The organism is Microbacterium sp. NPDC089695 (assembly GCF_044749085.1).
Taxonomy (GTDB): Bacteria; Actinomycetota; Actinomycetes; order Actinomycetales; family Microbacteriaceae; genus Microbacterium.
Map to the genome: position 1 here is coordinate 1,425,327 of NZ_JBIVHG010000001.1, position 26,054 is coordinate 1,451,380.

The following is a 26,054-nucleotide window of genomic DNA, read 5'->3' on the forward strand; positions in this document are numbered from 1 at the left end:
ACCGCACACCCATGAGCATGACCCCCGAACAGGCCGCCTGGTTCCAGGGCACCTTCCAGCGTCTCGTCGACAACGTCGACAAGGCCGTGCAGGGCAAGCGCGAGATCGTCAGTCTCGTGCTGTCGTCGATGCTCGCAGAGGGCCACGTGCTGCTGGAGGATGCTCCCGGCACGGGCAAGACGAGCCTCGCGAAGGCGCTCGCGGCGACAGTGCAGGGCACCAGCACACGCATCCAGTTCACGCCCGACCTGCTGCCCTCCGACGTCACGGGTGTGACGATCTACGACCAGCAGTCGCACAGGTTCGAGTTCCACAAGGGCCCGATCTTCGCGTCGATCGTGCTCGCCGACGAGATCAACCGCGCCTCGCCCAAGACGCAGTCGGCGCTTCTGGAGGTCATGGAGGAGTCCCGCGTCACGGTCGACGGAGTCGCACACGAGACCGGGCGTCCGTTCCTCGTGATCGCGACCCAGAACCCCATCGAGCAGGCGGGTACGTACAAGCTCCCCGAGGCGCAGCTCGACCGCTTCCTCATCAAGACGTCGATCGGCTACCCCGACCTCGACGTGACCGAGAGCATCCTCGCCGGAGCCTCCGACCGCAACCCGTCGGCGGGACTCGCGGCCATCATCACCACGAGCGCCGTCGCCGACATGGCCGATCTCGGCGCCTCGGTGCACGTCGAGCCCGCCGTGCTGAGGTACGTGGCCGAACTCGCCGCGGCGACCCGTGACGACTCCGCGATCCGCCTGGGCGTCTCGGTGCGAGGCGCGATCGCGATGATCCGCATGGCGAAGGTGTGGGCGGCTGCGCAGGGACGCCACTTCGTGCTCCCCGACGACATCAAGGCGCTCGCGCGCCCGGTATGGCAGCACCGTCTGCTGCTGGACGCCGAGGCCGAGTTCGCCGGCACGTCGGCCGAGACCGTGCTCGCGCGCGTGCTCGACGCCGTCGCCGCACCGCAGGCCCGAGCGGCGGCCTGATGACGACGGAGGTCCATCAGATCGCGAGCGCGCCGATCGACCGCGACGCCGGATGGCGCGACGTCGCGGCGGTCATCGGCGCCCGCATCCTGGTGCGCCTCCGCCTGATCGCCGCCGCGATCCGTCCGCTCGCCTGGGTGCTGATCGCCCTCGCCGTGGGCTTCTGGATCATCGGACAGGTCGCCGGATGGGTCGAGTTCACGATCGCCGCCGTGGTGATCGCGATCACGGTGGCGCTGTGCGCGCTCTTCCTGATCGGCCGCACCGCGTACGACGTCTCACTCGATCTCGCGCGCACCCGGGTGGTGGTGGGGGAGCGCGCGGTCGGTGCGCTCACGCTGGCGAACCGTGGCACCCGCGCGATCCTCCCCTCGCGGATCGTCCTGCCGGTGGGCGCCGGTCGCGGCGAGTTCGGCATCCAGCGTCTGGCCCCCGGCGAGGAGGCCGAGGAGCTCTTCGCGATCCCGACCCAGAAGCGCGGGGTGGTCAAGGTCGGACCGGTCAGCGTCGTGCGCGGTGATCCGCTCGGCCTGTTCGAGCGCGCGCACCGCCGTGACGAGCCGGTCGACCTCTACGTGCATCCGAAGACCGTGCTGTTCGACGGCCAGTCGCTCGGCTACCTGCGTGACCTCGAAGGGCTGCCGGCCGCGGATCTCTCGCGCGACGACGTGTCGTTCCACGCGCTGCTGGAGTACCAGCCGGGCGACGACCTGCGCCACGTGCACTGGCGATCGACCGCCCGCACCGGCACCATGATGATGCGCCAGTACGAGGAGACCCGTCGCTCGCACTTCGTGATCGGACTCTCCCGCTCGTCGGGCGACTACGCCACCGACGAGGACTTCGAGCTCGCGATCTCCGCCGCGGGTTCCATCGGACTCCGCGCCCTGCGCGACTCGCAGCGCGTCGACGTGCGCGTGCAGGGGCGCGAGCTCCCCGCCGGCACCGGCAAGCGCCTGCTCGACTCGCTGTCGGGCGTCGAGACCTCCAAGCCCCGCGACGGCGGCATCGACCACCTCGCCGGTGTGCTCGCGCGCACCATGCCTCTCGCCAGCGTCGTGGTGCTCGTGTGCGGCTCGAGAGTCAGCACCGACGACCTCCGCCTCGCCTGCTCCCGGCTGCCCTTCGGCGCCAAGGTGCTCGCGGTGGTCGCCGACCGCTCGGTCTCGTCCCCCGCCCTGCGGCGCATCGGCGACGCCGACGTCGTCACCGTCGGCGCCCTCGATCAGGTGCCGCTCGCTCTGCAGAAGGTGCTCGCATGACCGCGCCGGCCGTCGATCGCACGTCCGTGCCGCTGCGGCGCTGGATCCTCGACCTGGGCGCCGTCGCGCTGCTCGTCGGGGCGTCCGTCCTCGGATTCTGGCCCACGTTCGCGGGCCCCTCGTACCTCCCCGCCGCGATCGGCGGCATCGTGCTCGGTCTCGCGATCGCGGCCGTGACGACATGGCGACGTTGGGGTCTGCTGATCGTGACCGGCCTGACGGTCGCGGTCTACTTCGTGTTCGGCGGGGCGCTCGCGCTGCCGCACACGACGATCCTCGGGATCGTGCCCTCCCTCGAGACCTTCGAGAAGCTCGCTCTCGGCACCGTGACCGCGTGGAAGCAGCTGCTCACCACGGTCGTCCCGGTGTCGGCGATCGACGGGCATCTCGTCGTGCCGTTCCTGCTGTCGCTCGTCGTGACCACTCTCGCGGCGTGCCTCGCCCTGCGCCTGCCGCAGGTCGTATGGGCGCTGCTGCCGACCGGTGTCATGCTCGTGCTGGTGATCGCGCTCGGGACGCCGGAGCCGGCCTTCCCGATCGTGCAGGGGCTGGTCTTCGCCGTCGTCGCGATCGCCTGGCTCGCGCTGCGACAGCTCTGGGCGCCGCAGAACGCGGCGGTCTCGGTCGGCGAGGTCGACCCCTCGCGCGCCTCCCAGATGCGCATGCGACGGCTGATCGCCGGCGGCGCCGTGCTCGCGATCGCGGGTGGAGCCGGTGTCGCGACGAGTGCCGTCGCCGCACCCCAGCAGTCTCGCCACGTGTTCCGCGACGTCATCATCCCTCCGTTCAACATCCGCGACTACCCGAGCCCCCTGCAGGCGTTCCGCAAGAACGTGCGCGACGAGGCGAGCGACACGCTCTTCACCGTGACCGGTCTGCCGGAGGACGCGCGCATGCGCATCGCCGTCATGGACCAGTACGACGGCATGGTCTACAACGTCACGGACGGCGGCCCCGGATCGTCGAGCGCGTTCGGCCCCGTGCGCTCGAACATGTCGCCCGATGCGGAGGGGATCCCGGTCACGCTCCAGGTCGAGATCGACGAATACCGCGGGGTGTGGCTGCCCGATGCGGGGTCGGTGTCGCAGATCGACTTCACGGGCGACCGCGCCGAGGAGCTGCGGCGGTCGGCGTACTACAACACCGCCACCGGCACCGCCGTGGTCACGGCCGCCCTCGACCAGGGCGACTCGTACACGGTCGACACGGTGCTGCCGAACGAGTTCGACGACACGCAGCTCGCCGACGTGGAGTTCGGCAACGTCACGCTCCCCAAGCAGAGCAACGTCCCCGAGGAGCTGCGCACCCTCGCTGCCGAGACCGTGGCGGGCGCCGAGTCGCCGATCGAGCAGGTCCGCGCGCTCGAGACGTTCCTCGCCGACGGCGGCTTCTTCAGCCACGGCCTCGAGGGGGAGGTGCTGTCGCGCGCCGGTCACACGGCGGAGCGCATATCGACCCTCATCGGCGGCGACCAGATGATCGGCGACGACGAGCAATACGCCGTGGCCATGGCGCTGCTCGCGCGCGAGGTCGGCATCCCCGCCCGCGTCGTGATGGGCTTCTACCCCGACGAGGAGCAGGCGGGCGACGCCGTGTTCACGGCGACCGGCGACACGATCCACGCGTGGGTCGAGGTGAACTTCGACGGTCTCGGCTGGCTGACGTTCAACCCGACGCCGCCCGAGGACAAGGTTCCGAACGACCAGAACACCAAGCCCAAGGTCGACCCCAAACCGCAGGTGCTGCAGCCGCCGCCTCCGCCGCAGGAGCCCGTCGACCTGCCGCCGACCCTTCCCGACGACCGCAAGGGCGACGACGAGTCCCTCAACATCCTCGGGATCATCGGTGCGATCCTCGCGATCGGCGGCATCTCGCTCGGCATCCTCGCCCTGCTCGCGTCGCCGTTCATCCTGATCGGCGCATGGAAGGCGGCCCGGCGCCGCTCGCGCCGTCACGCCGCACGCACGGCCGACCGCATCAGCGGCGGATGGGACGAACTCGCCGATCGCGCCGTCGACTACGGCGCCCGCATCCCGCCCGGAGGGACACGTGCCGAGGAGGCCGCCACGGTCGCCGCGACGCTCACGGTGCCGCAGGTGACGACGCTGGCGCAGCGCGCGGACGCCGAGGTGTTCGGACCGACCGAGCCGACGGCGGAGGACGTCGACGCGTTCTGGACCGAGGTCGACGCGATCGTCGGCGGCCTGGGCAAGGACGCCGGGTTCTGGAAGCGGTTGAAGGCCCGGCTGAACCTGCGCTCGCTGCTCGGAGGCAGCGCGATGTCGGTCGGTCTGCAGAACCTCAAGGATGCGGCGGCCGCGCGCGTGCGGCGCGAACCTGGCACCATCGAGAGCAGCCCTCGTCCGACGACGTCCACCTCACCCGAGAGCGAGACACCATGACGCAGCACCCGACCGGTCCGATCGCGCCGATCTCCCGGCGTGCGATCGCCTACCTGATCGATGCGCTGATCGCCGGCGGCATCGCGATCGTGCCTAGCGTCATCGTGTTCGTCGCCTTCACGGCATCCGCGTCGTCTGCGACCACGCCGGACGCAGCCCTCGGGAGCATCGCCATCCTCGGTGTCGGGATGCCGATCGTCGGCCTGCTCGCTCTCGGCTGGTTCGTGTTCTACACCGTCATGCAGTCGGGGCGCGGGTCGATCGGCATGCGCGCTCAGGGTCTGCGCCTCGTCGGCGAGGACGGCTCGCCGCTCGGGTTCGGCCGCACGCTGCTGCGCAACGTGATCTTCGGCCTCACCGCGAGCATCGTGGTCGGGTACTTCACTCCGCTGTTCGACGGCTCCGGTCGTTTCCAGGGCTGGCACGACAAGGTCGCGAAGTCGCTCATGCAGGACACGCGAGCGGATGCCGGTGCGCGGCCGACCGCGGCCGCCGCTCCCGCGGGTCCCCCTGCACCCGTGGCGGGAGTCCCGGTGGTGCCGCCGGTTCCGGGTCTCGTGCCCGGCGGTGCTCCGGCTCCCTCGGCGCAGGGGTACGCCGTACCCCAGGGATACGCGGCTCCGGCCGCTCCGGAGGGCGCGCCGGCGTCGCCGTTCGCGCGTCCGGAGGCTCCCGCAGCCCCCGCGGCTCCGGCCTTCACGCCCGCATCCACGCCGCCCGTGCCCCCGGTGCCGGCGGCTCCGCCGGTCCCCGCGATGCCCGCGCAGCCTGCGCCGGTCGCGTCGGACGATGCGGCGGATGACGTCGCGTCCGCTCCGGCAGCCCCTGCCGCGTCGGGGTATCCGGCACCGCAGTCCGCTCCGGCAGCCCCTGCCCCTCAGACGACGACCCCGCCCGCCGACGAGGGCCTGATCGCCTACGTCCCCGGCATCACGCTCGACGCGCCACCGCAGCGCTCGGCGCCCGACGACGCCGCATCGGCCCCGGCATCCGCACCGCTCGCGCCCGAGCATCCCGCGGCTCCGGCGTTCCCCGGCGTCCCTCCGGCTCCGGCGTTCCCCTCCGCGCCTGCCGCCGCACCCGCGCCTGCCGCCGCACCCGCGCCTGCCGCCGCACCCGCAGCGGAGGCCCCGGCGCCGGCCCCGGCGGTCGAGATCCCCGCAGCCCCGGCGCCCGCGCCCGCTGCGGAACCCGCCGTCCAGGGGCTCGACGACGACCTCGAGGAGACGCGCATCAGCATCCCCGGGCATCGTCTGGTCTTCACGTGGGACGACGGCACGCGCGTGACGGTCTCGCGGCGCACCGTGTTCGGCCGCAATCCCGCTGCCGAGGACGGCGCCGTGATCGTGCCGGTGCGCGACGAGACGCTCTCGCTCTCGAAGACGCACTTCGAGGCCGCCGCCTCCACCGCCGGCGGCTGGGTGCTCGACCGGTTCTCGACCAACGGCATGACGCTGGTGCGCGACGGCCAGCGCATCGCGTGCCCGGCCGGTCAGCGCGTGCCCGTGCGACTCGGCGACGCCCTCGAGATCGGCGACCGCATCGTGACGATCGGGGGGTACGCATGACCGTCCCCCTGCTGGTCTCGACGGGTGCCGCGACGCACACCGGACTTCGGCGCACCCTCAACGAAGACGCGTTCCTCGCGACGGCGCCGGTGTTCCTGGTGGCCGACGGCATGGGCGGGCACGAGGCGGGGGAGCGCGCGAGCGCCGCGGTCATCGCCGAGTTCTCCCGTCACATCGGCCGCGAGGCGCTCGCCCTCGATGACGTGCGCGATGCGGTCGCGGTCGCCCGCGCCGAGGTGGAGGCGCTCTCGACGGCCGGTGACGGCCGAGCGGGCACGACGCTGAGCGGCGTCGTGATCGCGAACGTCGACGGCATGGGCTACTGGCTTGTGCTCAACATCGGCGACTCCCGCGTCTATCGTCTCGAAGACGGCGAGCTCGAGCAGGTCAGCGTCGACCATTCGGTGGTGCAGGAGCTCATCGAGGCCGGCGAGCTGCGCCCCGAGGATGCGCAGACCGACCGTCGCCGCAACGTCATCACCCGCGCGATCGGCGCTGGGAGTGACGGGGAGGTCGACTACTGGCTGTTCCCCGCTGAGCGCGGCGACCGCCTGCTGGTCTGCTCCGACGGGCTGTCGTCGGAGCTGAGCGACGGAGCGATCCGCGAGATCCTGCTGGTCGAGGACGACCCGCAGCGCGCGGCCGACATCCTGGTCTCGAGCGCGGTGCACGCCGGCGGGCGCGACAACGTCACCGTCGTCGTCGTCGACGCCGTCACGGTCGCCTCCCGACCGGGAACGCTCGTCGAGACCGACGAACCGGACATCGCGGACACGCGTCCGCGCGAAGCCGCAGGAGGAGTGCGCTGATGCGTGTGAACTATCGGCCAGGAACCTGGAACGCCCTCGTCCGCGAGGGAGCGCTGCTCGTGCTCCCGGGCACGACCGATGCCGGCCTCATCGGCGACGCGTGGGACGGGGTCGACGGCATCCGCGATCTGGGTCGCCTGGTCGACCTGCTCACCTCGCGCTCGGGCGGCACGCTGGCGTCGCTGCCGGACTTCGCAGCGGTCGTGGTCGACGCCGACATCGTGCGCGTCGCGGTCCGCGGCGTCCCCGAAGTCGTGATCGAGACCGCCGAGGGGCGCATCCGGGTGAGCGGCGCCGAGGTGTCGACCTGGAGCGAGCGACTGGTGCGCGGGGCGAGCACGATCGAGATCCTGACGGAGGATGCCGCAGACGACGCCGCCCCCGGTCTTCCGCTGCTCGGCGGAGTGGTCAGGGCGTCGACGCTCACGGTCTCGGTCGCCGGAGCCGGCTCCGACGAGGTGCGAGATCGCTCGGCGGTGCCGTCCCCGATCCCCGAGCACACCATCCTCCCCGAGCCCGAGCCCGAGCCCGAGCCCGAGCCCGAGCCCGAGCCCGAGCCCGAGCCGGAGCCGGAGCCCGACCTCACCGACACCCTGATGCCGGAGGACGTCGCCTCCACCGACGAGATCGACGAGTTCGATCTGCTGTTCGGGCAGACCATCCACCGCCCGGCGGCCGACGTGCCCGCGATCGATCCCGCGCTCGCCGGCGATCACGACGGCGCCACGATCTCGGCCGCGGAGGCGCGCGCGATGCGCCGTGACTCCCCGGTCTCGCCGGAGGCGCCGACCGTCGCCCTCCCCGTGGTGGGCGGCACCGGCCGCATCCGCGTCTCGACCGGCCAGGTCGTCACGCTCGACCGCACCGTCATCATCGGTCGCCGCCCGCGGTCCACCCGCGCGAGCGGCGCCAGCCTCCCGCACCTCATCGCGGTCGAGAGCCCTCAGCAGGACATCTCCCGCAGCCACCTCGAGGTGCGACCCGAGGGAGACACGGTCGTGGTGATCGACCTGCACACCACGAACGGCTCGACGCTGCTGCGCTCCGGCGCCGACCCCGTGCGCCTGCACCCGGGCGAGCAGACGATCGTGATCTCGGGAGACGTGGTCGACCTCGGCGACGGCGTCACGGTCGCCTTCGAGGATCTGCCGTGAGTCGTCGCCCCTCACCGCCGCCCGATCTCCCCGGGTTCACCTACCTCGAGCCGCTCGGCACGGGCGGCTTCGCCGACGTGTTCCTGTACGAGCAGCAGATGCCGCGGCGTCGCGTGGCGGTCAAGGTACTGCTCGCTGACCGCCTGGCGAGCAGCGCGGCGCAGGAGTTCGCCGATGAGGCGAATGTGATGGCGATGCTCTCGACGCATCCGGCGATCGTCACGATCTACCAGGCGGGCGTGGCCGGCGACGGCCGCCCCTACCTCGTGATGGAGTACTGCCCGCGCCCCAACCTGCAGGTGCGTGCCCGCAAGGAGCCGTTCTCGGTCGCCGAGGCCCTGCGCGTCGGCGTCCAGGTGGCGGGTGCGGTCGAGACGGCGCACCGCGCCGGCGTGCTGCACCGCGACATCAAGCCCGCGAACATCCTCGTGACGGAGTACAACCGTCCCGCGCTCACCGACTTCGGTATCGCGTCGACCACCGGCGCGACCGGCGAGGCGTCGGGCATGTCGATCCCGTGGTCGCCGCCCGAGTCGTTCGCCGACCCGCCCCAGAGCGGACCGCGCACCGACGTGTGGGCGCTCGGAGCGACGCTGTACACCCTGCTGGCCGGACGCTCGCCGTTCGAACGCGCGGGGGAGCGCAACTCCAGCGCCGACCTCATCGAGCGCATCGAACGAGCCGCGCTGACCTCGCTCGGCCGACCTGACTCGCCCGAGAGCCTGCAGCGCCTGCTCGAGCGGGCGATGGCCAAGAACCCCGACGACCGCTTCTCCAGCGCCGTGGCGTTCGCCCGTGCACTGCAGAAGGTGCAGATCGAGCTCTCGCACTCGGTGACGCCGATCGACATCGTCGACGACCACCCGCCGGCGGAAGACCTCGACGACGACGGCGACGGCCTCACGCGCGTCCGCGAGATCGTGAGCATCGACCCCGATGTCGCGGCCTTCACCCGTCCGTCCGCGGCGACGCGGCCCACAGGTCCCGCGTTCGCGTCGCCGGACGTGCCGCGGTTCGACAGCCCAGAGCCGGTCGACGAGGCGACGCAGCTGCGCGCGCCCGCCCCCGCGCCCGCGCCCGCCGACGATGACCGCACGATCGCGCGGGGCCCCGTCGTGGTGTCGCCGCAGGCGTACGTTCCGCCGACGGCGGGAGCGCAGGCCCCGGCATCCACTCCGCCGCGGCTCACGACTCCGAGCGATCCGCACGCTCCGCAGGACCCGCCGGCGGGCGTATCGACGACCGAGCCACCGGCACCGCGCAGCCGGAAGGGACTGTGGATCGGCCTCGTGGCCGCGGGCGTCGTCGTGGTGGTCGGCGGCATCGTGGGACTCAACCTGCTCGTCGCGAACGCGCCGACCCCCGACCCCGTCGCGACGGAGGACGAGGTCGACCCGCAGGACGTCGTCTCCGACGTCGTTCCCGCCGTGTCCGACCTCACCGGCACACGGTCGGGAGACCAGGTCACCTTCACGTGGACCAACACCGATCCGCTCGAGGGCGACAGCTTCATCTGGATGCCGATCGAGCTCGACGGCTCCGGTGCAGCCGCCACAACCACAGAGACCACGGCGACCATCCCGGATGCGGCGGCCGGTCAGGTCTGCATCGACGTGTCGCTGCGACGCGACGACGGACGAGCGTCCGAACCGGTACGGGGGTGCGTGCAGTGACGGATGTCATGGATGTCGGAACGGTGACGGTCGAGTTCGCGGGGGAGTACTTCACGATCGAGCCCGGCAGCCGGTTCTCGGTCGGGCGCGAGGGCGACCTCGCGATCGACGAGAACCTCTTCCTGCACCGCAACTTCCTCGAGATCGCCGACGTCGACGGCCTGTGGTGGCTGTCGAACATCGGATCGCGCCTCACGGCCTCCGTGACCGACAGCTCGGGCGGCGTGCAGGCGTGGCTGTCTCCCGGCGCCCGGCTGCCGCTCGTGTTCGAGGCGACGACGGTGGTCTTCAGCGCGGGCCCCACGACCTACGAGCTCGTCGTGCACTCGACGCAGCCGGCGTTCCGCGACACGCAGCGCGAGACCCCGAGCGGCGACTCGACGATCGGCGACGTGCCGCTCACGGCCAGCCAGCGCCTGCTCATCCTCGCGCTCGCCGAGCCGCAGCTGCTGCGCGACGGCACCGGGATGAGCGAGATCCCGACCTCGGCGAAGGCCGCGGCCCGGCTCGGCTGGACCGTCACGCGTTTCAACCGCAAGCTCGACAACGTGTGCGACAAGCTCGACCGCATCGGCGTGCCCGGCATGCGCGGAGGTCAGCGGTCGTTCGCCACGAACCGCCGCGCCCGCCTCGTCGAGTACACCATCGCGACCCGGCTGGTGACGCGCGACGACCTCGCCGAGCTCGACCGGCCGCACGGTGCCGGCGAGGACGAGGATGCCTGACACCGGGCGCCGGAGCGGACGGCCGTGTACGAGCTGAGTGCGCTCGGTCTCGACGACGCGCAGGAGCGGGAGTGGCGCGACCACTTCGCGCGCGGCGGTGTGTTCGCGGCCCCGCTCGACAGAGCGGCGGTGCGGCGCCGGCTGCGCGCCAACGCGGCGGTGCTCGTGGTCGCGACGGTCGTGCTGCTCGCGGCGGCGGTGGTGTTCGTCGTCGTGCTGCTGCAGCGCGTCGGAGGCCCGGTGACGGTGCTGCTGCTGGCCCTGCTCGCCCTCGCCGCGGCCGTGCTGCTCGTGCGCTTCGGCCTGTTGCGCCGACGGCTGCGCATCGGGCGGGCCTCGGGCGACGACTACCTCGTGGTCAGCGCCGAGGGCCTCCGCCTGGCCGGACACGCCGACGTGCCGTGGAGCGCCGTGATCGGCGGCGTGGGCTACGACGATCGTGGCGCCGCCGTGCCGCTCCTGAGAGGGCCTGCGGCGGCCGTCGAGCGCGCGTCGGGGCGCGTGCAGGCCGAGTTCGTGCTCGGGGTGCGCGGCGTCCGCGGGCTGCGCGACGCCGCCCCGCACGACCTGCGGGCGCTCTTCGAGGTCATCGACGACCACGGCGGCATCCGCCTCCCGCTCGATACGATGGTCGCTCCCGAGACCGTGCGCGCCGCGCTCGCGGCGATCGGCATCGCCGGGCTCGGTGCCGGGATCGACATCGAGGTGACCGGCGACCGGTCGACGATCTTCACGAGGACAGTGGCCCTGTTGGGGGCCGAGAAGACGGCTCCGCCCGGTGCGGAGCGAGGATGAGGGGAACATGATGGCCGATCTCCGTGCCACCCGCTGCGAGCAGCTCGTCGTGCCGGTCACCGCGCTCACCGTCGCGGTGGTGTCGTGCAACGAGCGCATCCCGCAGAGCTTCGTCGACGTCATCAGCGCGGCCGAGGACGTGCTGGCGATCGCCGATCTGGGGGCGCTCGGCGTCGACAGCGAGGACTACGAGACCTGGGCGGCCGGGGCGCCGCAGACGCTCGCCGACATGATCGAGGCCGCGCAGGAGAAGGACACCTCGCGCATCTGGGAGGCGTTCTCGCACCCGCAGTACGGTCTGCACCGTCTCGGATCCGCGTGCAGCGGGCTGCCCGGCTGGGTCATGCCGGAGGGCTCCGAGTTCGCCTGAGGCGGTGACATCGCTCGCGCGGTGCGGTCGTCGGGCGGCGGTCAGCACCCGGCGGGTGAGCCGAGGTCGGGCACGTCGACCTCGTCGCCCCAGCCCGAGAACTCGAGTTCCAGGGTGCCGGCCGCATCGGCGCGTGTAAGCGCGATCGGCAGCGCGGGTCCCTCGGTCTGCACGCGGAGGGCGCCGAGCGTGCCGTCAGCGCCCATCACGATGTCGACGGCGCCGTCGCGCGGCGCGCCCATGGTCGACGCGTCACCCGTGTACTCGGCGAGCGTCTGCAGCGGATGCAGGAGCGAGGACCATCGCGTGAGTGCGGCGTCGTCGTCGGCGACGCACGTGTACGCGTCGGGGTCGAGTCCGTCGGTCGCGGCGGCGGCGGACGGGCGCACGTACGCCTGGCCGTCGGCGATCACCACGGAGGTCGTGGCGCCGTCGACCGTGAACTCCGCGACCGACTGCTCGCTGGAGCCGCGCACCTCGAGCGTCAGCGTGCGCCCGGCGCCGTTCGTGTAGGTGCCCGACATCGTGGCCGTGCCGGCTTCGCGCACCGCGGCGAGCACGGTCGCGCGCGCCGACGCGGCGTCGAGCAGCACGAGTCCGTTGCCGGCCGACTCCTCGTCCCACGCGCCGAGGTCGACGTGCGTGGGCGTGGGCACGGGTTCTCCGGCGTTCGCGCCCGACGAGCATCCGGTGAGCAGCATCGCCGCCCCGAGCACGACGGCGATCAGCCGCGGGTCAGCCCGCCGCGGCATCCGCGACACATCCCGAGACCGCGCCCTGCGCGTCGAGCGTCGCCCGGTCGAGGGCGACCTCGGCGTTCTCGTTGCCCTCGGCGGGGCGCACGACCACGCAGGAGCCGTCGTCGATGATCGCCACCGCACGCGGCAGCCAGGCCTCGGTGCCGGTCACCTGCTGCGAGACGTCGAGCGTCGGGCCGGACGGGCCGTCGACCACGATCACCTGGTACGGCACGTCGGGGCCCGACCAGTCGACCCGCACGACGTTGTCGGTGACCTCGAGCTTCAGGTCGGTCGCGGCCGATCCGCCCGACAGGCCGCCGAGGATCAGGAACACGACGAACGCGATGAGGGCGAGCAGAGTGGTGCCGACCGAGATGAGGAACGCCGGATGCCGCCAGAGGGGGCGCTGCTTCTCGGGTGCCTCCTCGAGCTCGGGGAGCACGTCGCCCGACGTCTCGAGCGTGCGGATGGCGCCGGGTGCGACCTGCATGCTGGGCCGGGGCGAGTCCCATCCGAGCTGTCCGTCCAGGGCGGCGGGGGCGGAGCCGCGGGTGGCGGTCCACGGCACGGGCGCCGCCGTGATCATGGCGTCGACCGGTCGCTCTGCAGCCGGTGCAGCGCTCTGCTGGCGGCGGGTGCGCGGGATGTCGCTCATGGATGGGCTGCAGATTCTCCGTCGTGGTCGGGCGCGTCTATCCTAGTCATGGCCTGTCGCCGACCCTGGAGTCCCATGACCTCGACGCACCGACGCCGGCGCGGAGCTCTCGCTCTCGCCGCACTCGCTGGTGCCCTGCTCCTCGGCGCGGCCGCGACGTCGGCGGTCGCGGCATCCGCCTCCACCGCATCCGGCGCCGGCGATGCGATCGAGGTGTCGTACGCCGATGTCAGCGAGATCCGCCCCGGCGCGGGGTGGCTCATCGACTGCGCGGGCGTCGGCACGCTCGACGGCATCACCGTGACGTGCGCGGAAGACAGCGTGACACTGGTGTCCGCCGGCTACGACACCGCTCTCGGTACGCAGATCCTCACGGTGCCGCAGGTGTCCGGCTCCACCCGCATCTCGGTCGACTACCGGGTGCGCCTCGAACCGCCGCCCGCGCCCGAGGTCGGCGTCGATCGTCTCGACCTGCCTATCGCGGTCGGCGAGCAGGCGCTCGTACCGATCTCCGCGCTCGCGATCACGTGCGCCGCCTGCACCGCCGACGGCGGGGCGACCGTGCGCGTCGAGACACCGCCTCCCGGACTCTCCGTCGGCGTGAGCGCCACGCATCTCGTCATCCGCGGCACGACTCCCGGCGACGCCGTCGTCCCGCTCACGATCACGGATGACGCGGGGCAGGAGGTCGCGGTCGAGCTCACCGTCACGATCGTCGACGCCCCCGCCCGCACGATGGGCGGTCTGCACGTGCTCGGCGACGCGGAGGGCATCGACATCGTCGAGCAGGTGTGGGGCGGCGACGCCTCGATCGTCTGCAGCTCGCCGCAGTCCGTGGGTCTGCGCTGCACTGCCGAGGGCGGCGTCGAGCGCACCGGCGAAGGACCCGCGCAGCTGCTGTTCCGCGTCGTCGCCGACGATGGACGGTTCGCCTGGGGCAGCATCACCGACGACCCCGACGCCGCCGACGTCGCGCTCGCCGCACCGTCGTGGGAGAGTGAAGCGCCGCTCTCGCTCGTCTCGGCGCCGGTCGAGGAGCAGCAGGCCGACGAGGTCGTGCCGCTCGCCGGCCTCGCGCAGCTTCTGGAAGGGATACCCGCATCATGAGCCTTCGGCTGACCGTCGCCGATCGTCCGGGAGCACCGCAGCCCGAGTCCTGGATCGTCAAGATCGACGAGGCGACCACGATCTCCGAGATCGGCGAGTCGCTCGACGTCCCGGTCGACGAGCTGGCGCCCGGCACCGATCCCGCGTCGGCGTTCACCGCGACCGGCATCCGCAGCGGCGTGGTCGTGCCGTCCCGGCATCCGGTCGTGCTGGCCCCCGGCGCCCTCCGGCTGGAGTTCGTCGCCGGCCCCTTCGCCGGCGAGTCCGTGCCGATGACCCCGGGCGTCGCGACGACGATCGGCCGCGGGTCGACCGCGCAGGTGCGCGTCGCCGACCCGCACCTGGGCGAGGAGCACGCGACGATCACCGTCTCCGGCGGCGTGGCCGCCGACGGCTCCCCCCTCCCTCTCACCGCGCACCTCGAACTGCTCGCCGCCGACGGGCGTCTGGTCGTGAACGGCTCCGACGACGAGCGCACGGCCGACATCGTCCCGGCCGACCTCGTGCAGCTCGGCAGCAGCGTCGTGCGCATCGGCGTCGCCCCGGCATCCGACGCCGACATCACGATCGACGAGGTCGGGTCGCGGGCGTTCAACCGCCCGTCGCGCATCCGCCCCTCGCAGGTGCCGCCGGTGATCCCGCTCCCCGGCGACAAGCCCGAGGAGCAGGACGCCTCGCCGCTGCCCTGGCTGTCGGCCATCGTGCCCGTCGTGCTCGGCATCACGCTCGCCGTGGTCTTCCAGCGCCCGATCATGCTGCTCATGGCGGCCGCGTCGCCGGTCATGGTGATCGGCTCGTTCTTCGCCAACAAGAAGCTCGCCCGCCGCAAGGGGGAGCGCAGCGAGGCCGACTGGATCGAGGAGATCGACGACGCCCGCCGCCGCATCGCGGTGCACGTGCGCCAGCAGCGCCTCACGAGCTGGTACCACCACCTCGACCCCGTGTACATCCGCGACGTCGTCACGCGTCCGCTCTCGCGCCTGTGGGAGCGTCGACGCGGCGAGGAGGACGCGCTGCGCGCCCGGGTCGGCGTCGCCGACGTGCCGCTGGACGTGCGCTTCGAAGGCGGGCCGCAGAAGGAGAGACGCAGCGAGAGACGCGTCGGCGTCTCGCCGTCGCCCGTCGCGGTCGACCTCGCGTCCGGCCCCGTCGGGGTCGCAGGGCCCGCCGACGTGACCGGTGGCGTCACGCGCGCGATGCTCACAGGGCTCGTGGCCCTGCGCTCGCCGCGAGACCTGCAGGTGGTCGTGCTGTGCGACCGTGACCAGGAGCACGCGTGGTCGTGGACGCAGTGGCTGCCGCACGCGCAGCCCGGCGTCGGACCCGTGGCCCTGATCGGCAACACCGACCTCACGCGCCGCGAGCGCATCCGCGAGATCGGCACGCTGCTCGACATCCGCATGCGGATCGGCAAGGACCGCCGCCTCGACTCCGAGTCGCAGATCGTGCTCGTGGTCGACGGTGCACGGCGCTATCGCATGCTCCCGGGCATGGTCACGATCCTCGAGCACGGCGCCGCCTACGGCATCCACGTGATCGCGATCGACTCCGACCGCTCGCGTCTTCCCGAGGAGGCGACGACCGTGGTCGTGGCCGATCCCGGCGACCCGCTGCTCGGCCGCGTCGAGTCGGGCGACGCCTACCACTCGCCCGTGCTGTTCGACCAGGTGAGCGTGGCGTACGCCGAGGAGATCGCCCGCGCGCTCTGCTCGATCGAGCACGTGCGCGGCGTCGGCGACGACGCCACGGTGCCCAGCAGCGTGCGCTACACCGAGCTGCTCGGCATCGACCTCGCCGACCCGCAGCCCATCATCGACCAGTGGCAGGTCGTGCCCCGGCAGTCGTACGTCGTGATCGGCGCGGGCGCCGAGGGCGAGTACGCGATCGACATCGCGACCGACGGCCCGCACGCGCTCGTCGCCGGCACCACCGGTTCCGGAAAGTCGGAGTTCCTGCAGGCGCTCGTGATCTCGCTCGCGCTCGCGAACCGTCCGGACGCGCTGAACTTCGTGCTGATCGACTACAAGGGCGGCTCGGCGTTCGCCGACTGCGCGCGCCTGCCCCACACGGTCGGCATGGTCACGAACCTCGACGCCCGCGAGACCGAGCGCGCCCTCGCCTCGCTCGACGCGGAGCTCAAGCGCCGCGAGCGCGTGCTGCGCGACGACATCGGCGCGAAAGACGTCGACGCCGCGTGGGAGAAGGATGCCGAGGCGGCGGCGCGTCTGGGGCTCGCCCGCCTCATGATCGTGGTCGACGAGTTCGCCGAGCTGAAGACCGAGCTGCCCGACTTCATCACGGGCCTCGTGCGCATCGCGCGCGTCGGCCGTTCGCTCGGCGTCAACCTGGTGCTCGCGACCCAGCGCCCCTCGGGCGTCATCACGCCCGAGATGCAGTCGAACATCAACCTGCGCATCGCGCTGCGCGTCACCGACCGCGCCGACTCGACCGACATCATCGGCGTGCCGGACGCGGCGCTCATCTCGGCATCCACGCCCGGCCGCGGTTACGTGCGCGCTGGCCTCGACGCCGCCCCCGCGCCGTTCCAGACCGCCCGCGTCGCGGGACTCCGCATCGGGCACCAGCGCACGACGCGCGTGCTGCCGCCTGCCGCACGCTTCGACTGGCAGACCGTCGGCCTGCCGCCGCGCTTCCCGGCGGTCGAGGCCGCCGCGCACCGCCCCGATCAGGACGACACCGATCTGCGCGGGCTCGTGCAGCTCGCGAATCAGGCGGCCACCGCCCTCGGCATCGAGCGCAGCCCCTCGCCCTGGCTGCTGCCCCTGCCCGACCTGCTGCCGCTCGACCGCTTCGACGAGTCGTCGGCTCCCGAGGGCGGGCTCGTGCTCGGCCTCGTCGACGTGCCGTCGAAGCAGAACCAGCGCCCGCTGGTGTGGAACGTGCTCACGGGCTCGCACCTGCTGTTCTTCGGCGGCAGCCGCTCGGGGCGCACCACCGCGGTGCGCACGCTGCTGGCGCAGGGCGTGCAGCGCTTCACGCCCGCCGACCTGCACATCTACGCGGTCGACTACGGCACCGGCGCACTGCTGCCCTTCGCGGACGCCCCGCACACGGGTGCGGTCGTGACCCCGCAGGATGCCGCGCGCCTGCCGCGCCTGCTCGACCGGCTCGGCATGGACCTGTCGAGGCGGCAGGCGACGCTCGCGCGCGCCGGCGTCGGCAGCATCGCCGAGCAGCGACGCCAGGTCGACGCCCGCGAGGCCCTGCCGTACCAGATCGTCGTGATCGACGGATGGGAGCGCCTCGGCGCCTCCATGAGCGCCGACGACATGGTGCTGGTCCGCGACCAGGTCATGCGTCTGCTGCGCGAGGGCCCGGCGGTGGGTCTGCGCGTCATCCTCACTGCCGACCGCTCGATCTCGTCCGACAAGGTCTCGACGTTCATCGATACGCAGTACGCGCTGCGCATGCGCGACATCAACGACTATCGGGGCGCCGGCATCATGATCCGCGACCTGGCACCGAACATGCCGCCAGGGCGCTCGCTGTTCGGATCGGACGGCACCGAGGCGCAGATCGCGGTGCTCTCGGCCGACCCGGGAGGCGAGGCGCAGACCGCGGCCGCCCGCGGCATCGTCGAGTACGTGCGCGGACACTTCGGCCAGTTCCCGCAGCTCGCGGAGCTGCCGCAGCCCATGCGCGTCGACCCGCTGCCCTCGCGCATCGGGCTCAGCGTCGTGCACTCGCTGCCGCTGCACGGCGGCTCCGGCGCCGAGACGCCCGTCGTCGCGGTCGGCGGCGACCAGCTCTCGCGCGTCACGATCGACTGGCCGGGCGTGGGCGGGTTCGTGGTGGCCGGCGATCGCCGCAGCGGCAAGACGCACACGCTCGCGGCGCTCGCGCACCAGCTCGGCTGGCACAAGACCCCCATGGTGATCGTCGCCCGCGAGGGGTCGATCCTCGCCGAGGTCGCGAAGAGTCACGGCGTCACGGTGCTCTCGCCGCGCTCGTCCGACGAGGACATCGCGACCGCGCTCGCGCCCACCGACCAGCCCCTCACCGTGGTCGTCGACGACAGCGAGGCGATCAGGGACTCCCCGCTCGACCGCGCCCTGGGAGGCGCCCGCGGGCACGCGCGCTTCATCGTCGGCGTGGGCGCGGAATCCGCGGGCTCCTCGCTCACCGTCGCGCTGACCGAGGCCAAGAAGGGCCGCACCGGCATCCTGCTCTCGCCGCCGTCGACCATCGTCGGCACGCAGGTGTTCGGCGTGCAGCTGGCGCGCACGCACATCGGGCGCGCGGCGCCCGGCACCGGCGTGTTCTTCAGCGACGGGTCGTACATGCCGGTGCAGGTCCCCGACCTGACCGCGTGACGCTCGCGCGCCTGCGCCCGGCGGTCTCGCCTCCCCTGCAGCGGGGATAGACTGACGCGGGTGCCGTGACGTCGCGCGCGGCACGGCAGGACCAAGACGGGGGAATCAGTCGATGAGCACTCAATGCCGCTTCTGCGGCGAGGCCGTGCGCCCGGACAGCATGTTCTGTCCGTCGTGCGGGCAGCTCATCGGGATGCCGGGAAACGTCGTCCCGCCGTTCCCCGGCAGCGCCGGAGCCGCTGCCCCCGCGACGCCCGCTGAGCAGCAGCGCGCCGCCGAGCCGCTGCCGCCCGTGCCGCTGCCCGCGCCGCTCGCCGCCGAGCAGCCCTCCGCGCCCGCGCCGGCCACGCCGCAGCCCGCCGCGCCCGCGTCGTCGCCTGCGACCCCGGAGCCGACCGCGGCGACCCCGGAGCCGCAGCCCGCGGCATCCGCTCCCGTCATCCCGACCGCCGTCTCGTTGCCCGACGGACAGCGCCTCGGCCTCGACACGGTTCTCGTCTTCGGCCGCTCGCCCGAGCGCGGCGCCGCGTCGTACCAGGGCACCCCGGTGCGCCTCGACGACCCCGCGCGGGCCATGTCGCGCGTTCATCTCGTGCTGTCCCCGGCCGCGGGCGCCGTGATCGCGACCGACCCCGGCTCGGCGAACGGCACGCTGCTCGAACGCGACGGCACCCAGTACGCGCTCGTGGCCGGCACGCCCTCGGCACTCGTGCCGGGCGACCGGCTGCTGCTCGGCGACGCCGTGCTGCTCGTCTCCTGACACCTCGGCGGAGGGATGGGGAGTTCTCCCCATCGGCTCCCGACCCTCGCGCGTGTTAGAAAGTACCCGGACCTATTCCGCGGCGTCGCCGCACAAGCAGGGGGTAAGACATGGCTGAGATCAAGGTAACTTCCGAGTCGCTCGCGGGCGTCGCGAACCAGCTCTCGTCGGGTGCGACGTCGATCGAGTCGCAGCTCGGCAACCTGAAGTCGCTCGTGCAGGGCCTCATCGCCGGCGACTGGGGCGGCTCCGCCTCGCAGACGTTCAACGAGCTCTACGAGCAGTGGGACGCCGCCGGCATCCAGCTCAAGGAATCCCTCAACGGCATCAGCGACCAGCTCTCGAAGGCCGCGCTCGCCTACGAGGAGTCCGAGAACAACATCGGCAACAGCTTCCGTTCGTAAGTCTTTCCGCCCGGTGCTCCGGGCCTGCTGATGTGAGGGGGGATGCCTCGTGGTGCAGTTCCACGTATCCACGCCGGCGCTGGGGTTCTCCGCGGCGTCGATGACCGGCGCGGTCGCGCAGTTCGATGCGCAGCTCGCGCAGGTCACGGCCGCGGTGAACGCGGTCGTGGGCTCGACCTGGACCGGCAGCGCTGCCGACGCGTTCCTCGAGGAGTGGACGTCGTTCCTCAGCAGCGCCGGCGTCACGCGCGAGGCGCTCATGAGCATCGCGGCGCGTCTGCAGAGCGGCCAGAGCACCTACGAGGGCAACGAAGCGCAGCTCACGGCCGCCTCGCGGTCGTCGACGGTCAACATCCGCATGCCCGGTACGACCGGCGGCAGCAACGGCGGCGCGCAGGCCGCGCCCGCGGCCTTCCAGGCCGAAGGCGTGCAGGCGATGCCCGCCGACGTCACGATCGAGGCACGGGTCAGCAAGGGAGACACCGCATGAGCGGCCTGCACACCTACGAGACGGCGGACATCCGCGGACTCGAGTCGGCTCTGAAGCAGCTGCACGGCTACTGCGGCGAGCTGCAGGCGCACGCGTCCGGCGCGACCGGTGCGCTCAGCGCGCAGTGGAGCGGCATGGCGAGCAACGACTTCGTCAACTGCGTGCAGACCTGGCAGGTCGGCGCGACCGTCCTCACCTCCTTCGCCGAGTACCTCGCGACGTGGGCGGGGGATGCGGCGACGCAGTACGAGACCGCGCAGTCGTCCGTCGGCTCCATGTGGGGTGGCGGCGGCTCCGGCGGTGGCGGCGGCGCCGGCGCTCCCGTGGCGGTGTGACGACATGGTGAGAATCGACCCCGCGAAGTACTCGACCGCGGCCGACGCCTACGACACGATCTCGCAGCAGGCGCTGAACTACGCCATCGAGGCGCGCGGCTCCCTCGCCGGATACGGCGGCATCGCCGGCACCGACCCCGGTGGCGAGTCGTTCGCCGAGTCCTATGACGCGATGGCGGGCGCAGCCCTGCAGACGCTCTACGACATCGCGGTCGCCTCTCGCGGCCTCGACCGTGCTCTCATGGCCTCGGGCGGCACGCACGCCCAGGCCAACGCGAACGCCGAGGGCATCGTGTACGACGCGTCCGCCGCGTTCGTGCTGCGCCCGGTCATCGCCGAGTCCTGCGTGGCTCCGCCGCCCTCCGCCTTCGGCGGAACGCCGGACACGATGGTGCAGGGCCTCGACAGCGCGGCCGTATGGGTGTGGGACCAGATCCTCAACTTCATCGGCACGCTGTTCCCCGACGGCAACCCCGAGAAGCTCGAGGAGGCCGGCCGCGCGTGGTCCGGCATCCTCAGCGACATCCGGAGCCTCCGCAACGACATCCGCCTCGCCGACAACTCGCTCGCCGGCATCGACAGCGGCGAGATCGCGTCGATCACGCAGAAGGTCGACGACTTCGCCGACGGCCTCACGACCTTCCTCAGCGACGACGAGGGCATCGGCAAGATCGACGACATCTGCGGCGAGTACGCGCAGACCATCCGGGAGACCCTCGAGGAGACCCGGAACATGCTCATCCAGCTGGTGATCGAGGTGGTCGCCGGCGCCGGTCTCAGCTTCGCGCTGTCGTTCGTCACGTTCGGTGCGGCCGGCGTCGCCGGCGCGGCCGCGATCACGGCCAGGATCGTCGCGATCGGCGGGCGCATCGGGGCTCTCGTCGCCAAGTGCGCGGCGACCGCCGCTCGGCTCGCCGCCCGGCTGCGTGCCATCGTCCCGGGCCTCGCCCGCGCGGCGACCAAGTTCCCCAAGCTCACCCGTGCCGGTATCGAGATCGTCTCCGGCACCGGCGCCTCGGTGATCGCCGAGACCGTGCAGGGCAACAACGCCAACTACGGTGCGGCGTTCCTCTCGGGGCTCGCCGGCAGCTCGCTGACGGCCGCGATCGTGGCGCCGTTCGGCAAGGCCGGAGAGCGCTTCGTGGTGCAGGCGCTCGCGAACGGCGCCGGTGGCGCCGGTGGCACGGTCGTCGACCTCGCCGTGCGCGGCGAGGAGATCACGGGTGCGGCGATCGCTCTCGGCACCGGGCTCGGCGTGGCCGGATCCGCTCGTCTGCCCGGACGCCGCGGCGGCGCGGCTGCCGGCGGCAGCGGCGACGGCGGCGGTGTGCACGTGGCCGACTACGACGGCCCCTCGGGCACCGGCGACGCCGCGAACGCCTCGGGCGGCGGCGGCCCGCGCACCGACTACGACGGACCGACCGGCCAGGGCGGCGACATCGGCGGCGGCGGTTCCGACGGCGGAGCGGCGCCCTCGAACCACGGCGACGCTCCCGCGGCGACGGATGTCAACGTGACCCCCGAGAGCAGCGGCAGCGGCAGCGACGGCGGCTCCTCCTCGTCCTCTTCGGGTGGTGACGGCTCCTCGTCGTCTTCCTCGTCGAGCGGCGGCGACAGCTCGCCGGTCGACAGCAGCCCGACGCCCGACAGCACTCCGGCAGCGGATTCCACGCCGACCTCGACGGGCGACTCCTCGTCGTCCGGTTCCGGCTCGGATGCCGGGACGACGACGCCCGACACGAACCCGGCGCCGCAGGGCACGGGCGGCGACTCCTCCGGTCTCGGTGGCGGATCGGGCGACTCCGCTGGCACGGGCACGGGCACGGGCGGCGACTCCGCGCCGACCGGGACCTCCACCCCGGCCGACGGCGGCACATCGACCGACGGCGGCAGCTCGTCGTCGAACGGTGACTCGACCACTCCGACCGACGCCGACCTCGACAGTACGGCGCCGACCGACACCGATCTCGATGTCGACCCCACGGCCGACGCAGACGGCACCGGAGCGGACGCCGATGGTACCGGGACGGACGCCGATGGTACGGGGGCGGACGCCGACGGCGCGGACGCGGACGGGACCGACGGAGCGGGGGCGGACGCCGACGACGCGGCCGCGCACACGCCCGCCGACCCGGCATCCTCGTCGGGCGACCAGCCGCAGCAGTGGGGCGACGGCGGACCGACGCAGGACGCACACGGACGTCCGTACGACGAGCGTCCCGACGGGCGGCGCACGATCGAGGGCGACCCTGAGGGCACGTACCGCGATCGTGCCGGTCGCCTGCACGACGAGGACACGCATCACTTCGTCACCGACACGAACCGTCCCGACACCTCGGATCTGCCGCTCGACCGCGCTGTGCGCGGAGAGACGTCCGACTTCGAGCTCGACGGTGACGCACGCACCGAGCACGAGGCGAACGTCCGCGAGCGCGACGACCTGCGCGCCGAGGCCGCGGAGACGCGCCAGCGCATCGACGATCTGGTGGAGTCGACCGGGATCGACGGCGACGCGCTGAACGGCCGCACGCACGAGGTCGACGCCGCGATCGAGCAGCTCCGCCGTGACGGGGCGATCACCGAGCGCCAGGCGGATGACCTGCGAGAAGCCGTGTCCGACCGTGCCGAGGTGCTCGCCGACATGCGCCAGGTCTCGGAGGAGATGGGTGACAACGCCGCCACAGCGCTGTCGTCGTCCCGAGGCGAGACGACGCTGATCGGCGCGGGCGGGGCATCGTCCGGACGCTTCGACCACGTGACGATCTCCGACGGCACTCCGCCCACTCTGCACGTGTACGAGGCGAAGGGCGGCAACTCGTCGCTCGGGTTCCGCACCGTCGACGGTGTGCGTGCCGAGCAGGGGACGACCGCGTACCTGAACGACATCGCCGCTCGCGATCCGCGTCTGCAGGCGGAGCTCGAGCGCTATGCGGCCACCGCCGACCCCCGTGTCGCCGAGGCGATCCGCAACGGCGAGCTGGACGTGCGCTACGAGCTCGTCGAGGCACGCCCCGACGGGTCGGTGCGCGTGACCGAGTTCGAGATCGATCGCAGCCAGGTCCGTGTGCCCGGTTCCGACACGTCGCCGACTCCGCCGTACGGGCCGAGCGGTGGAACGCACACCACTCCGCACGCCGGTGCCGCGCCGGATGCTCCGGTGCGTCCGGGCACAGGAGCGGGTGCGCCGCACGTCGGTCCGTCCACCGACGCCCCGGCCGCCCCTGCTGCGGACGCGACCCCGGCTGCGGATGCGACGCCCGCCGCGGATGCGACGCCCGCGGCGGATGCGACGCCGGCTGCGGATGCGACGCCGGCTGCGGATGCGACGCCGGCTGCGGACGCGACCCCGGCTGCGGATGCGACGCCCGCCGCGGATGCGACGCCCGCGGCGGATGCGAACGACGCCGCTGCTGCCGATTCCACCCCTGCGGCGGACGCCGGCACGACCGACGGCGGCGATCCTGTCGACCCGGCCGACGGCACCGGAGACGGCGGCGGTCCCGATCGCAGCTCCGACCAGATCATCCGCGATTTCGCGGATGCCCACGGACTCTCGACGCAGGATCTGCACGACCTGCGGCACACGCCGGCATCGCAGCTCTCGCCGGATCAGCGCGCCCAGCTCCTCGAGCTGCGCGGTCTCATCGACGCTCCGACGCCGGAGACCCGCATGGTCAAGGTCGTGCCGTTCGACGACGTGAACAAGTACCTGTACGGCCAGTACGGTCCGCAGGTCGGCGGCTTCGTCGCCCGCGCGAGCGACCTGAACCCCTGGGCCGGTCTCGACCAGGTCGTGGCGGATGCGCGCCTCGACTACGTGCCGAACAACGGCGGCACGAACCCGTACACCGCTCCGGGCGCCGACTCGTACGGCTTCATCGAGTTCCAGACCGACGACGTCGACCTCCTCGGCGTCCCGCTGTCGCCGGAGTTCGGTGGCACGGCCCAGTACGACCAGCCGTTCGCCGGCTCCGGGTTCCTGCTCAACCGCGACGACGTGTGGCGGCCGGAGTACGAGGCATCCGATCGGATGAACCTGTCCGAGGGTGCGCGTCTGTGGGCGGTCACGCCCGACGGTCCCCGCCTGATGGGCATCTACATCCCGGGCCACGGCTTCCTCCCGCCCCGCTTCGGAGCGTGAGCGACGCCGTGCAGGCCCCGGGACTCTATGCGCGACTCAAGGGCGTCGAGTACGCCCTCGTGAGCCGCGGCGGCGGGTGGGTGCTGCAGACCGAGTCCGCGACGCCGGGGTTCGAGAAGGCGGCGGCCACCAAGCGCGGCGGTGCGCGGTACGAGCGCAGGATCGCCCCGGGGGAGAAGCTCGACTGCTTCCGGTTGTCGCACTCGGGGACGTATCGGAAGATCCCGGTGACGATCTCCCCGAGCAATCAGGGCCGCGTCATGGCGATCACGAAGGATCCACGGGCGCGCGACAACGGGTTTGATAGCTTTGAGCGCGACGAGTGGGTGAAGCTCGTCTCCGAGAACGACCGGGAGCTGCGCATCACGGCGACGCGCACGCCGGTGCCTGCGCCCTGGCTGCGTTCCGACTCCGGAGGAAGACGATGACCGAACTCATCAAGGCCGTGACGCCCGCGCGAGGACGCGCCTGGCTGAGTCAGGGGCTCGGATGGGTCGCCGGCTACGTCGTGCGCCGGGATGACGTCGTCGCCGCGACGACGCCGGCCGCGCTGTTCGCCGAGCTCGGTCTCGGCTTCCCCGGTTCGCCGTTCACGGCCGAGGCGCCCTATCTCGACACCCTGCGCATCCCGTCGGCGCCGTACCTCGCGCTCGCCGCCCCCGGCACCGCCGACGTCGTGCCGCCGTTCCGCGATCATGCTCCGACCAGCGGCACCGGCTTCGTCGAGAGCGCGTCGGCCATGGTGCCGTACTGGTGGCTCGCGCCGAGCGCGCTGCCCGCGGGTACGAGCATGTGGCGCACGCACGCCGACGGTCGCGAGGAGATCCTCGCGGGGTACGCGAACGTCGCCGAGGGCTGGGTGTCGGTTCGGCCCGACTTCGGACTCCCCGCCGTCGCCGTGCGCTCGCCCGAGCTGGTCGGCGTCTGGGCCGAGTCCGGCGGAGAGCGTCTGCTGGCCGACGTGCTGCCCGACGGCACCGTCATCCTCTGCGCCCCCGACGAGCGACCCGGCATGCAGCGGTCGGCGCGCGGCATCTGGTGGCGGGCCGTCGCCTCGACCGAGGTCGACCGTCTCTTCGCGGTCCGGGTGGTCGGGCGCTGGCGCAACCGCCGCGTGCAGCTCGTCGGGGTCGAGCGCGGCGAGGCCGGCGATCGCGGGCACATCGTCTTCCTCGGCCACGATGCGATCGACGCCGAGTCGCTCGGACTCACGAAGTCGGATGCCGGGGTCTACGAGGGCGTCGTCGAGCTCACCGAGGTGACGAGTCTCGGCGAGGAGCAGACCGACTTCCCCGTGCCGACCGGGGCGACGACCGCCGCCGAGTGACGTCGACCGTCACCACCGAT

At 72.6% G+C, this 26,054-nt stretch carries 21 protein-coding genes; 19 read left to right on the forward strand and 2 right to left on the reverse strand.

The genetic code is table 11. The features are described 5' to 3' along the window. The first annotated feature begins 11 nt into the window (after positions 1–11). Genes ACIPYT_RS06965 through ACIPYT_RS07010 form a run of 10 tightly spaced genes read left to right on the forward strand, consistent with a single transcriptional unit; the run spans position 12 to position 11,741 of the window. Positions 12–983, forward strand: coding sequence for an AAA family ATPase (locus ACIPYT_RS06965; protein WP_401071971.1), 972 nt, complete (start codon positions 12–14; stop codon positions 981–983). Further along, a complete protein-coding gene (locus ACIPYT_RS06970; RefSeq protein ID WP_401071973.1) occupies positions 983–2,245 on the forward strand; it encodes a DUF58 domain-containing protein in 1,263 nt (420 codons plus the stop codon). Before ACIPYT_RS06965 ends, ACIPYT_RS06970 begins: the two co-directional genes overlap by 1 nt. Then, positions 2,242–4,647 (forward strand): transglutaminaseTgpA domain-containing protein, encoded by a 2,406-nt coding sequence (locus tag ACIPYT_RS06975; protein ID WP_401071975.1) that lies wholly within the window; start codon positions 2,242–2,244, stop codon positions 4,645–4,647. The genes ACIPYT_RS06970 and ACIPYT_RS06975 overlap by 4 nt, the downstream gene beginning before the upstream one ends. Next, complete coding sequence (locus ACIPYT_RS06980) at positions 4,644–6,215, forward strand: RDD family protein (RefSeq protein ID WP_401071977.1); 1,572 nt, start codon at positions 4,644–4,646, stop codon at positions 6,213–6,215. The genes ACIPYT_RS06975 and ACIPYT_RS06980 overlap by 4 nt, the downstream gene beginning before the upstream one ends. Next, on the forward strand, positions 6,212–7,024 hold the full coding sequence (locus tag ACIPYT_RS06985) for a PP2C family protein-serine/threonine phosphatase (RefSeq protein WP_401071979.1): 813 nt from the start codon (positions 6,212–6,214) through the stop codon (positions 7,022–7,024). The genes ACIPYT_RS06980 and ACIPYT_RS06985 overlap by 4 nt, the downstream gene beginning before the upstream one ends. Then, positions 7,024–8,178: an FHA domain-containing protein gene (locus ACIPYT_RS06990; protein ID WP_401071981.1), complete on the forward strand. Its 1,155-nt coding sequence runs from the start codon at positions 7,024–7,026 to the stop codon at positions 8,176–8,178. Before ACIPYT_RS06985 ends, ACIPYT_RS06990 begins: the two co-directional genes overlap by 1 nt. Next, positions 8,175–9,851, forward strand: a complete 1,677-nt coding sequence (locus tag ACIPYT_RS06995) for a serine/threonine-protein kinase (RefSeq protein WP_401071983.1) — start codon at positions 8,175–8,177, stop codon at positions 9,849–9,851. The genes ACIPYT_RS06990 and ACIPYT_RS06995 overlap by 4 nt, the downstream gene beginning before the upstream one ends. Before the next feature lie 8 nt (positions 9,852–9,859). Then, positions 9,860–10,576 (forward strand): hypothetical protein, encoded by a 717-nt coding sequence (locus tag ACIPYT_RS07000; RefSeq protein ID WP_401071985.1) that lies wholly within the window; start codon positions 9,860–9,862, stop codon positions 10,574–10,576. Positions 10,577–10,600: 24 nt separating this feature from the next. Then, on the forward strand, positions 10,601–11,371 hold the full coding sequence (locus ACIPYT_RS07005; RefSeq protein WP_401071987.1) for a hypothetical protein: 771 nt from the start codon (positions 10,601–10,603) through the stop codon (positions 11,369–11,371). A 7-nt stretch (positions 11,372–11,378) separates the two neighbouring features. Next, on the forward strand, positions 11,379–11,741 hold the full coding sequence (locus tag ACIPYT_RS07010; RefSeq protein ID WP_401071989.1) for a hypothetical protein: 363 nt from the start codon (positions 11,379–11,381) through the stop codon (positions 11,739–11,741). A gap of 41 nt (positions 11,742–11,782) precedes the next feature. Here the strand turns inward: ACIPYT_RS07010 and ACIPYT_RS07015 are convergent, their stop codons facing one another. Next, entirely contained in the window at positions 11,783–12,493 is a 711-nt protein-coding gene (locus ACIPYT_RS07015) for a hypothetical protein (RefSeq protein WP_401071991.1), read from the reverse strand. Beyond that, positions 12,477–13,136 (reverse strand): hypothetical protein, encoded by a 660-nt coding sequence (locus tag ACIPYT_RS07020; RefSeq protein WP_401071993.1) that lies wholly within the window; start codon positions 13,134–13,136, stop codon positions 12,477–12,479. Before ACIPYT_RS07020 ends, ACIPYT_RS07015 begins: the two co-directional genes overlap by 17 nt. A 75-nt stretch (positions 13,137–13,211) precedes the next feature. Between ACIPYT_RS07020 and ACIPYT_RS07025 the strand changes: the two genes are divergently transcribed. The 9 genes from ACIPYT_RS07025 to ACIPYT_RS07065 all read left to right on the forward strand — a co-directional run bounded on the left by ACIPYT_RS07025 (position 13,212) and on the right by ACIPYT_RS07065 (position 26,034). Next, a complete protein-coding gene (locus ACIPYT_RS07025) occupies positions 13,212–14,243 on the forward strand; it encodes a hypothetical protein (protein WP_401071995.1) in 1,032 nt (343 codons plus the stop codon). Next, on the forward strand, positions 14,240–18,577 hold the full coding sequence (locus ACIPYT_RS07030) for an FtsK/SpoIIIE domain-containing protein (RefSeq protein ID WP_401071997.1): 4,338 nt from the start codon (positions 14,240–14,242) through the stop codon (positions 18,575–18,577). Before ACIPYT_RS07025 ends, ACIPYT_RS07030 begins: the two co-directional genes overlap by 4 nt. 112 nt (positions 18,578–18,689) lie before the next feature. After that, complete coding sequence (locus tag ACIPYT_RS07035) at positions 18,690–19,337, forward strand: FHA domain-containing protein (protein WP_401071999.1); 648 nt, start codon at positions 18,690–18,692, stop codon at positions 19,335–19,337. A gap of 110 nt (positions 19,338–19,447) precedes the next feature. Next, a complete protein-coding gene (locus ACIPYT_RS07040; protein WP_050723320.1) occupies positions 19,448–19,741 on the forward strand; it encodes a WXG100 family type VII secretion target in 294 nt (97 codons plus the stop codon). A 52-nt stretch (positions 19,742–19,793) separates the two neighbouring features. Beyond that, positions 19,794–20,231 (forward strand): WXG100 family type VII secretion target, encoded by a 438-nt coding sequence (locus ACIPYT_RS07045; RefSeq protein WP_401072001.1) that lies wholly within the window; start codon positions 19,794–19,796, stop codon positions 20,229–20,231. Continuing rightward, complete coding sequence (locus ACIPYT_RS07050; RefSeq protein ID WP_401072003.1) at positions 20,228–20,566, forward strand: hypothetical protein; 339 nt, start codon at positions 20,228–20,230, stop codon at positions 20,564–20,566. Before ACIPYT_RS07045 ends, ACIPYT_RS07050 begins: the two co-directional genes overlap by 4 nt. 4 nt (positions 20,567–20,570) lie before the next feature. Further along, on the forward strand, positions 20,571–24,707 hold the full coding sequence (locus ACIPYT_RS07055) for a hypothetical protein (protein ID WP_401072005.1): 4,137 nt from the start codon (positions 20,571–20,573) through the stop codon (positions 24,705–24,707). After that, positions 24,704–25,135, forward strand: coding sequence for a hypothetical protein (locus tag ACIPYT_RS07060; protein WP_401072007.1), 432 nt, complete (start codon positions 24,704–24,706; stop codon positions 25,133–25,135). The genes ACIPYT_RS07055 and ACIPYT_RS07060 overlap by 4 nt, the downstream gene beginning before the upstream one ends. Next, entirely contained in the window at positions 25,132–26,034 is a 903-nt protein-coding gene (locus ACIPYT_RS07065; protein WP_401072010.1) for a hypothetical protein, read from the forward strand. Before ACIPYT_RS07060 ends, ACIPYT_RS07065 begins: the two co-directional genes overlap by 4 nt. Positions 26,035–26,054 lie beyond the last annotated feature (20 nt).

Bases quoted from the DNA above. Each gene is read 5' to 3' on its own strand.
- ACIPYT_RS07055 (WP_401072005.1), top strand. From the start codon at position 20,571: ATGGTGAGAATCGACCCCGCGAAGTACTCGACCGCGGCCGACGCCTAC.
- ACIPYT_RS06990 (WP_401071981.1), top strand. From the start codon at position 7,024: ATGCGTGTGAACTATCGGCCAGGAACCTGGAACGCCCTCGTCCGCGAG.
- ACIPYT_RS07025 (WP_401071995.1), top strand. From the start codon at position 13,212: ATGACCTCGACGCACCGACGCCGGCGCGGAGCTCTCGCTCTCGCCGCA.
- ACIPYT_RS07035 (WP_401071999.1), top strand. From the start codon at position 18,690: ATGAGCACTCAATGCCGCTTCTGCGGCGAGGCCGTGCGCCCGGACAGC.
- ACIPYT_RS07010 (WP_401071989.1), top strand. From the start codon at position 11,379: ATGATGGCCGATCTCCGTGCCACCCGCTGCGAGCAGCTCGTCGTGCCG.
- ACIPYT_RS06980 (WP_401071977.1), top strand. From the start codon at position 4,644: ATGACGCAGCACCCGACCGGTCCGATCGCGCCGATCTCCCGGCGTGCG.
- ACIPYT_RS07030 (WP_401071997.1), top strand. From the start codon at position 14,240: ATGAGCCTTCGGCTGACCGTCGCCGATCGTCCGGGAGCACCGCAGCCC.
- ACIPYT_RS07050 (WP_401072003.1), top strand. From the start codon at position 20,228: ATGAGCGGCCTGCACACCTACGAGACGGCGGACATCCGCGGACTCGAG.
- ACIPYT_RS07020 (WP_401071993.1), bottom strand. From the start codon at position 13,136: ATGAGCGACATCCCGCGCACCCGCCGCCAGCAGAGCGCTGCACCGGCT.
- ACIPYT_RS07065 (WP_401072010.1), top strand. From the start codon at position 25,132: ATGACCGAACTCATCAAGGCCGTGACGCCCGCGCGAGGACGCGCCTGG.
- ACIPYT_RS06975 (WP_401071975.1), top strand. From the start codon at position 2,242: ATGACCGCGCCGGCCGTCGATCGCACGTCCGTGCCGCTGCGGCGCTGG.
- ACIPYT_RS07040 (WP_050723320.1), top strand. From the start codon at position 19,448: ATGGCTGAGATCAAGGTAACTTCCGAGTCGCTCGCGGGCGTCGCGAAC.
- ACIPYT_RS06985 (WP_401071979.1), top strand. From the start codon at position 6,212: ATGACCGTCCCCCTGCTGGTCTCGACGGGTGCCGCGACGCACACCGGA.
- ACIPYT_RS06965 (WP_401071971.1), top strand. From the start codon at position 12: ATGAGCATGACCCCCGAACAGGCCGCCTGGTTCCAGGGCACCTTCCAG.
- ACIPYT_RS06970 (WP_401071973.1), top strand. From the start codon at position 983: ATGACGACGGAGGTCCATCAGATCGCGAGCGCGCCGATCGACCGCGAC.
- ACIPYT_RS07000 (WP_401071985.1), top strand. From the start codon at position 9,860: ATGGATGTCGGAACGGTGACGGTCGAGTTCGCGGGGGAGTACTTCACG.
- ACIPYT_RS07015 (WP_401071991.1), bottom strand. From the start codon at position 12,493: ATGCCGCGGCGGGCTGACCCGCGGCTGATCGCCGTCGTGCTCGGGGCG.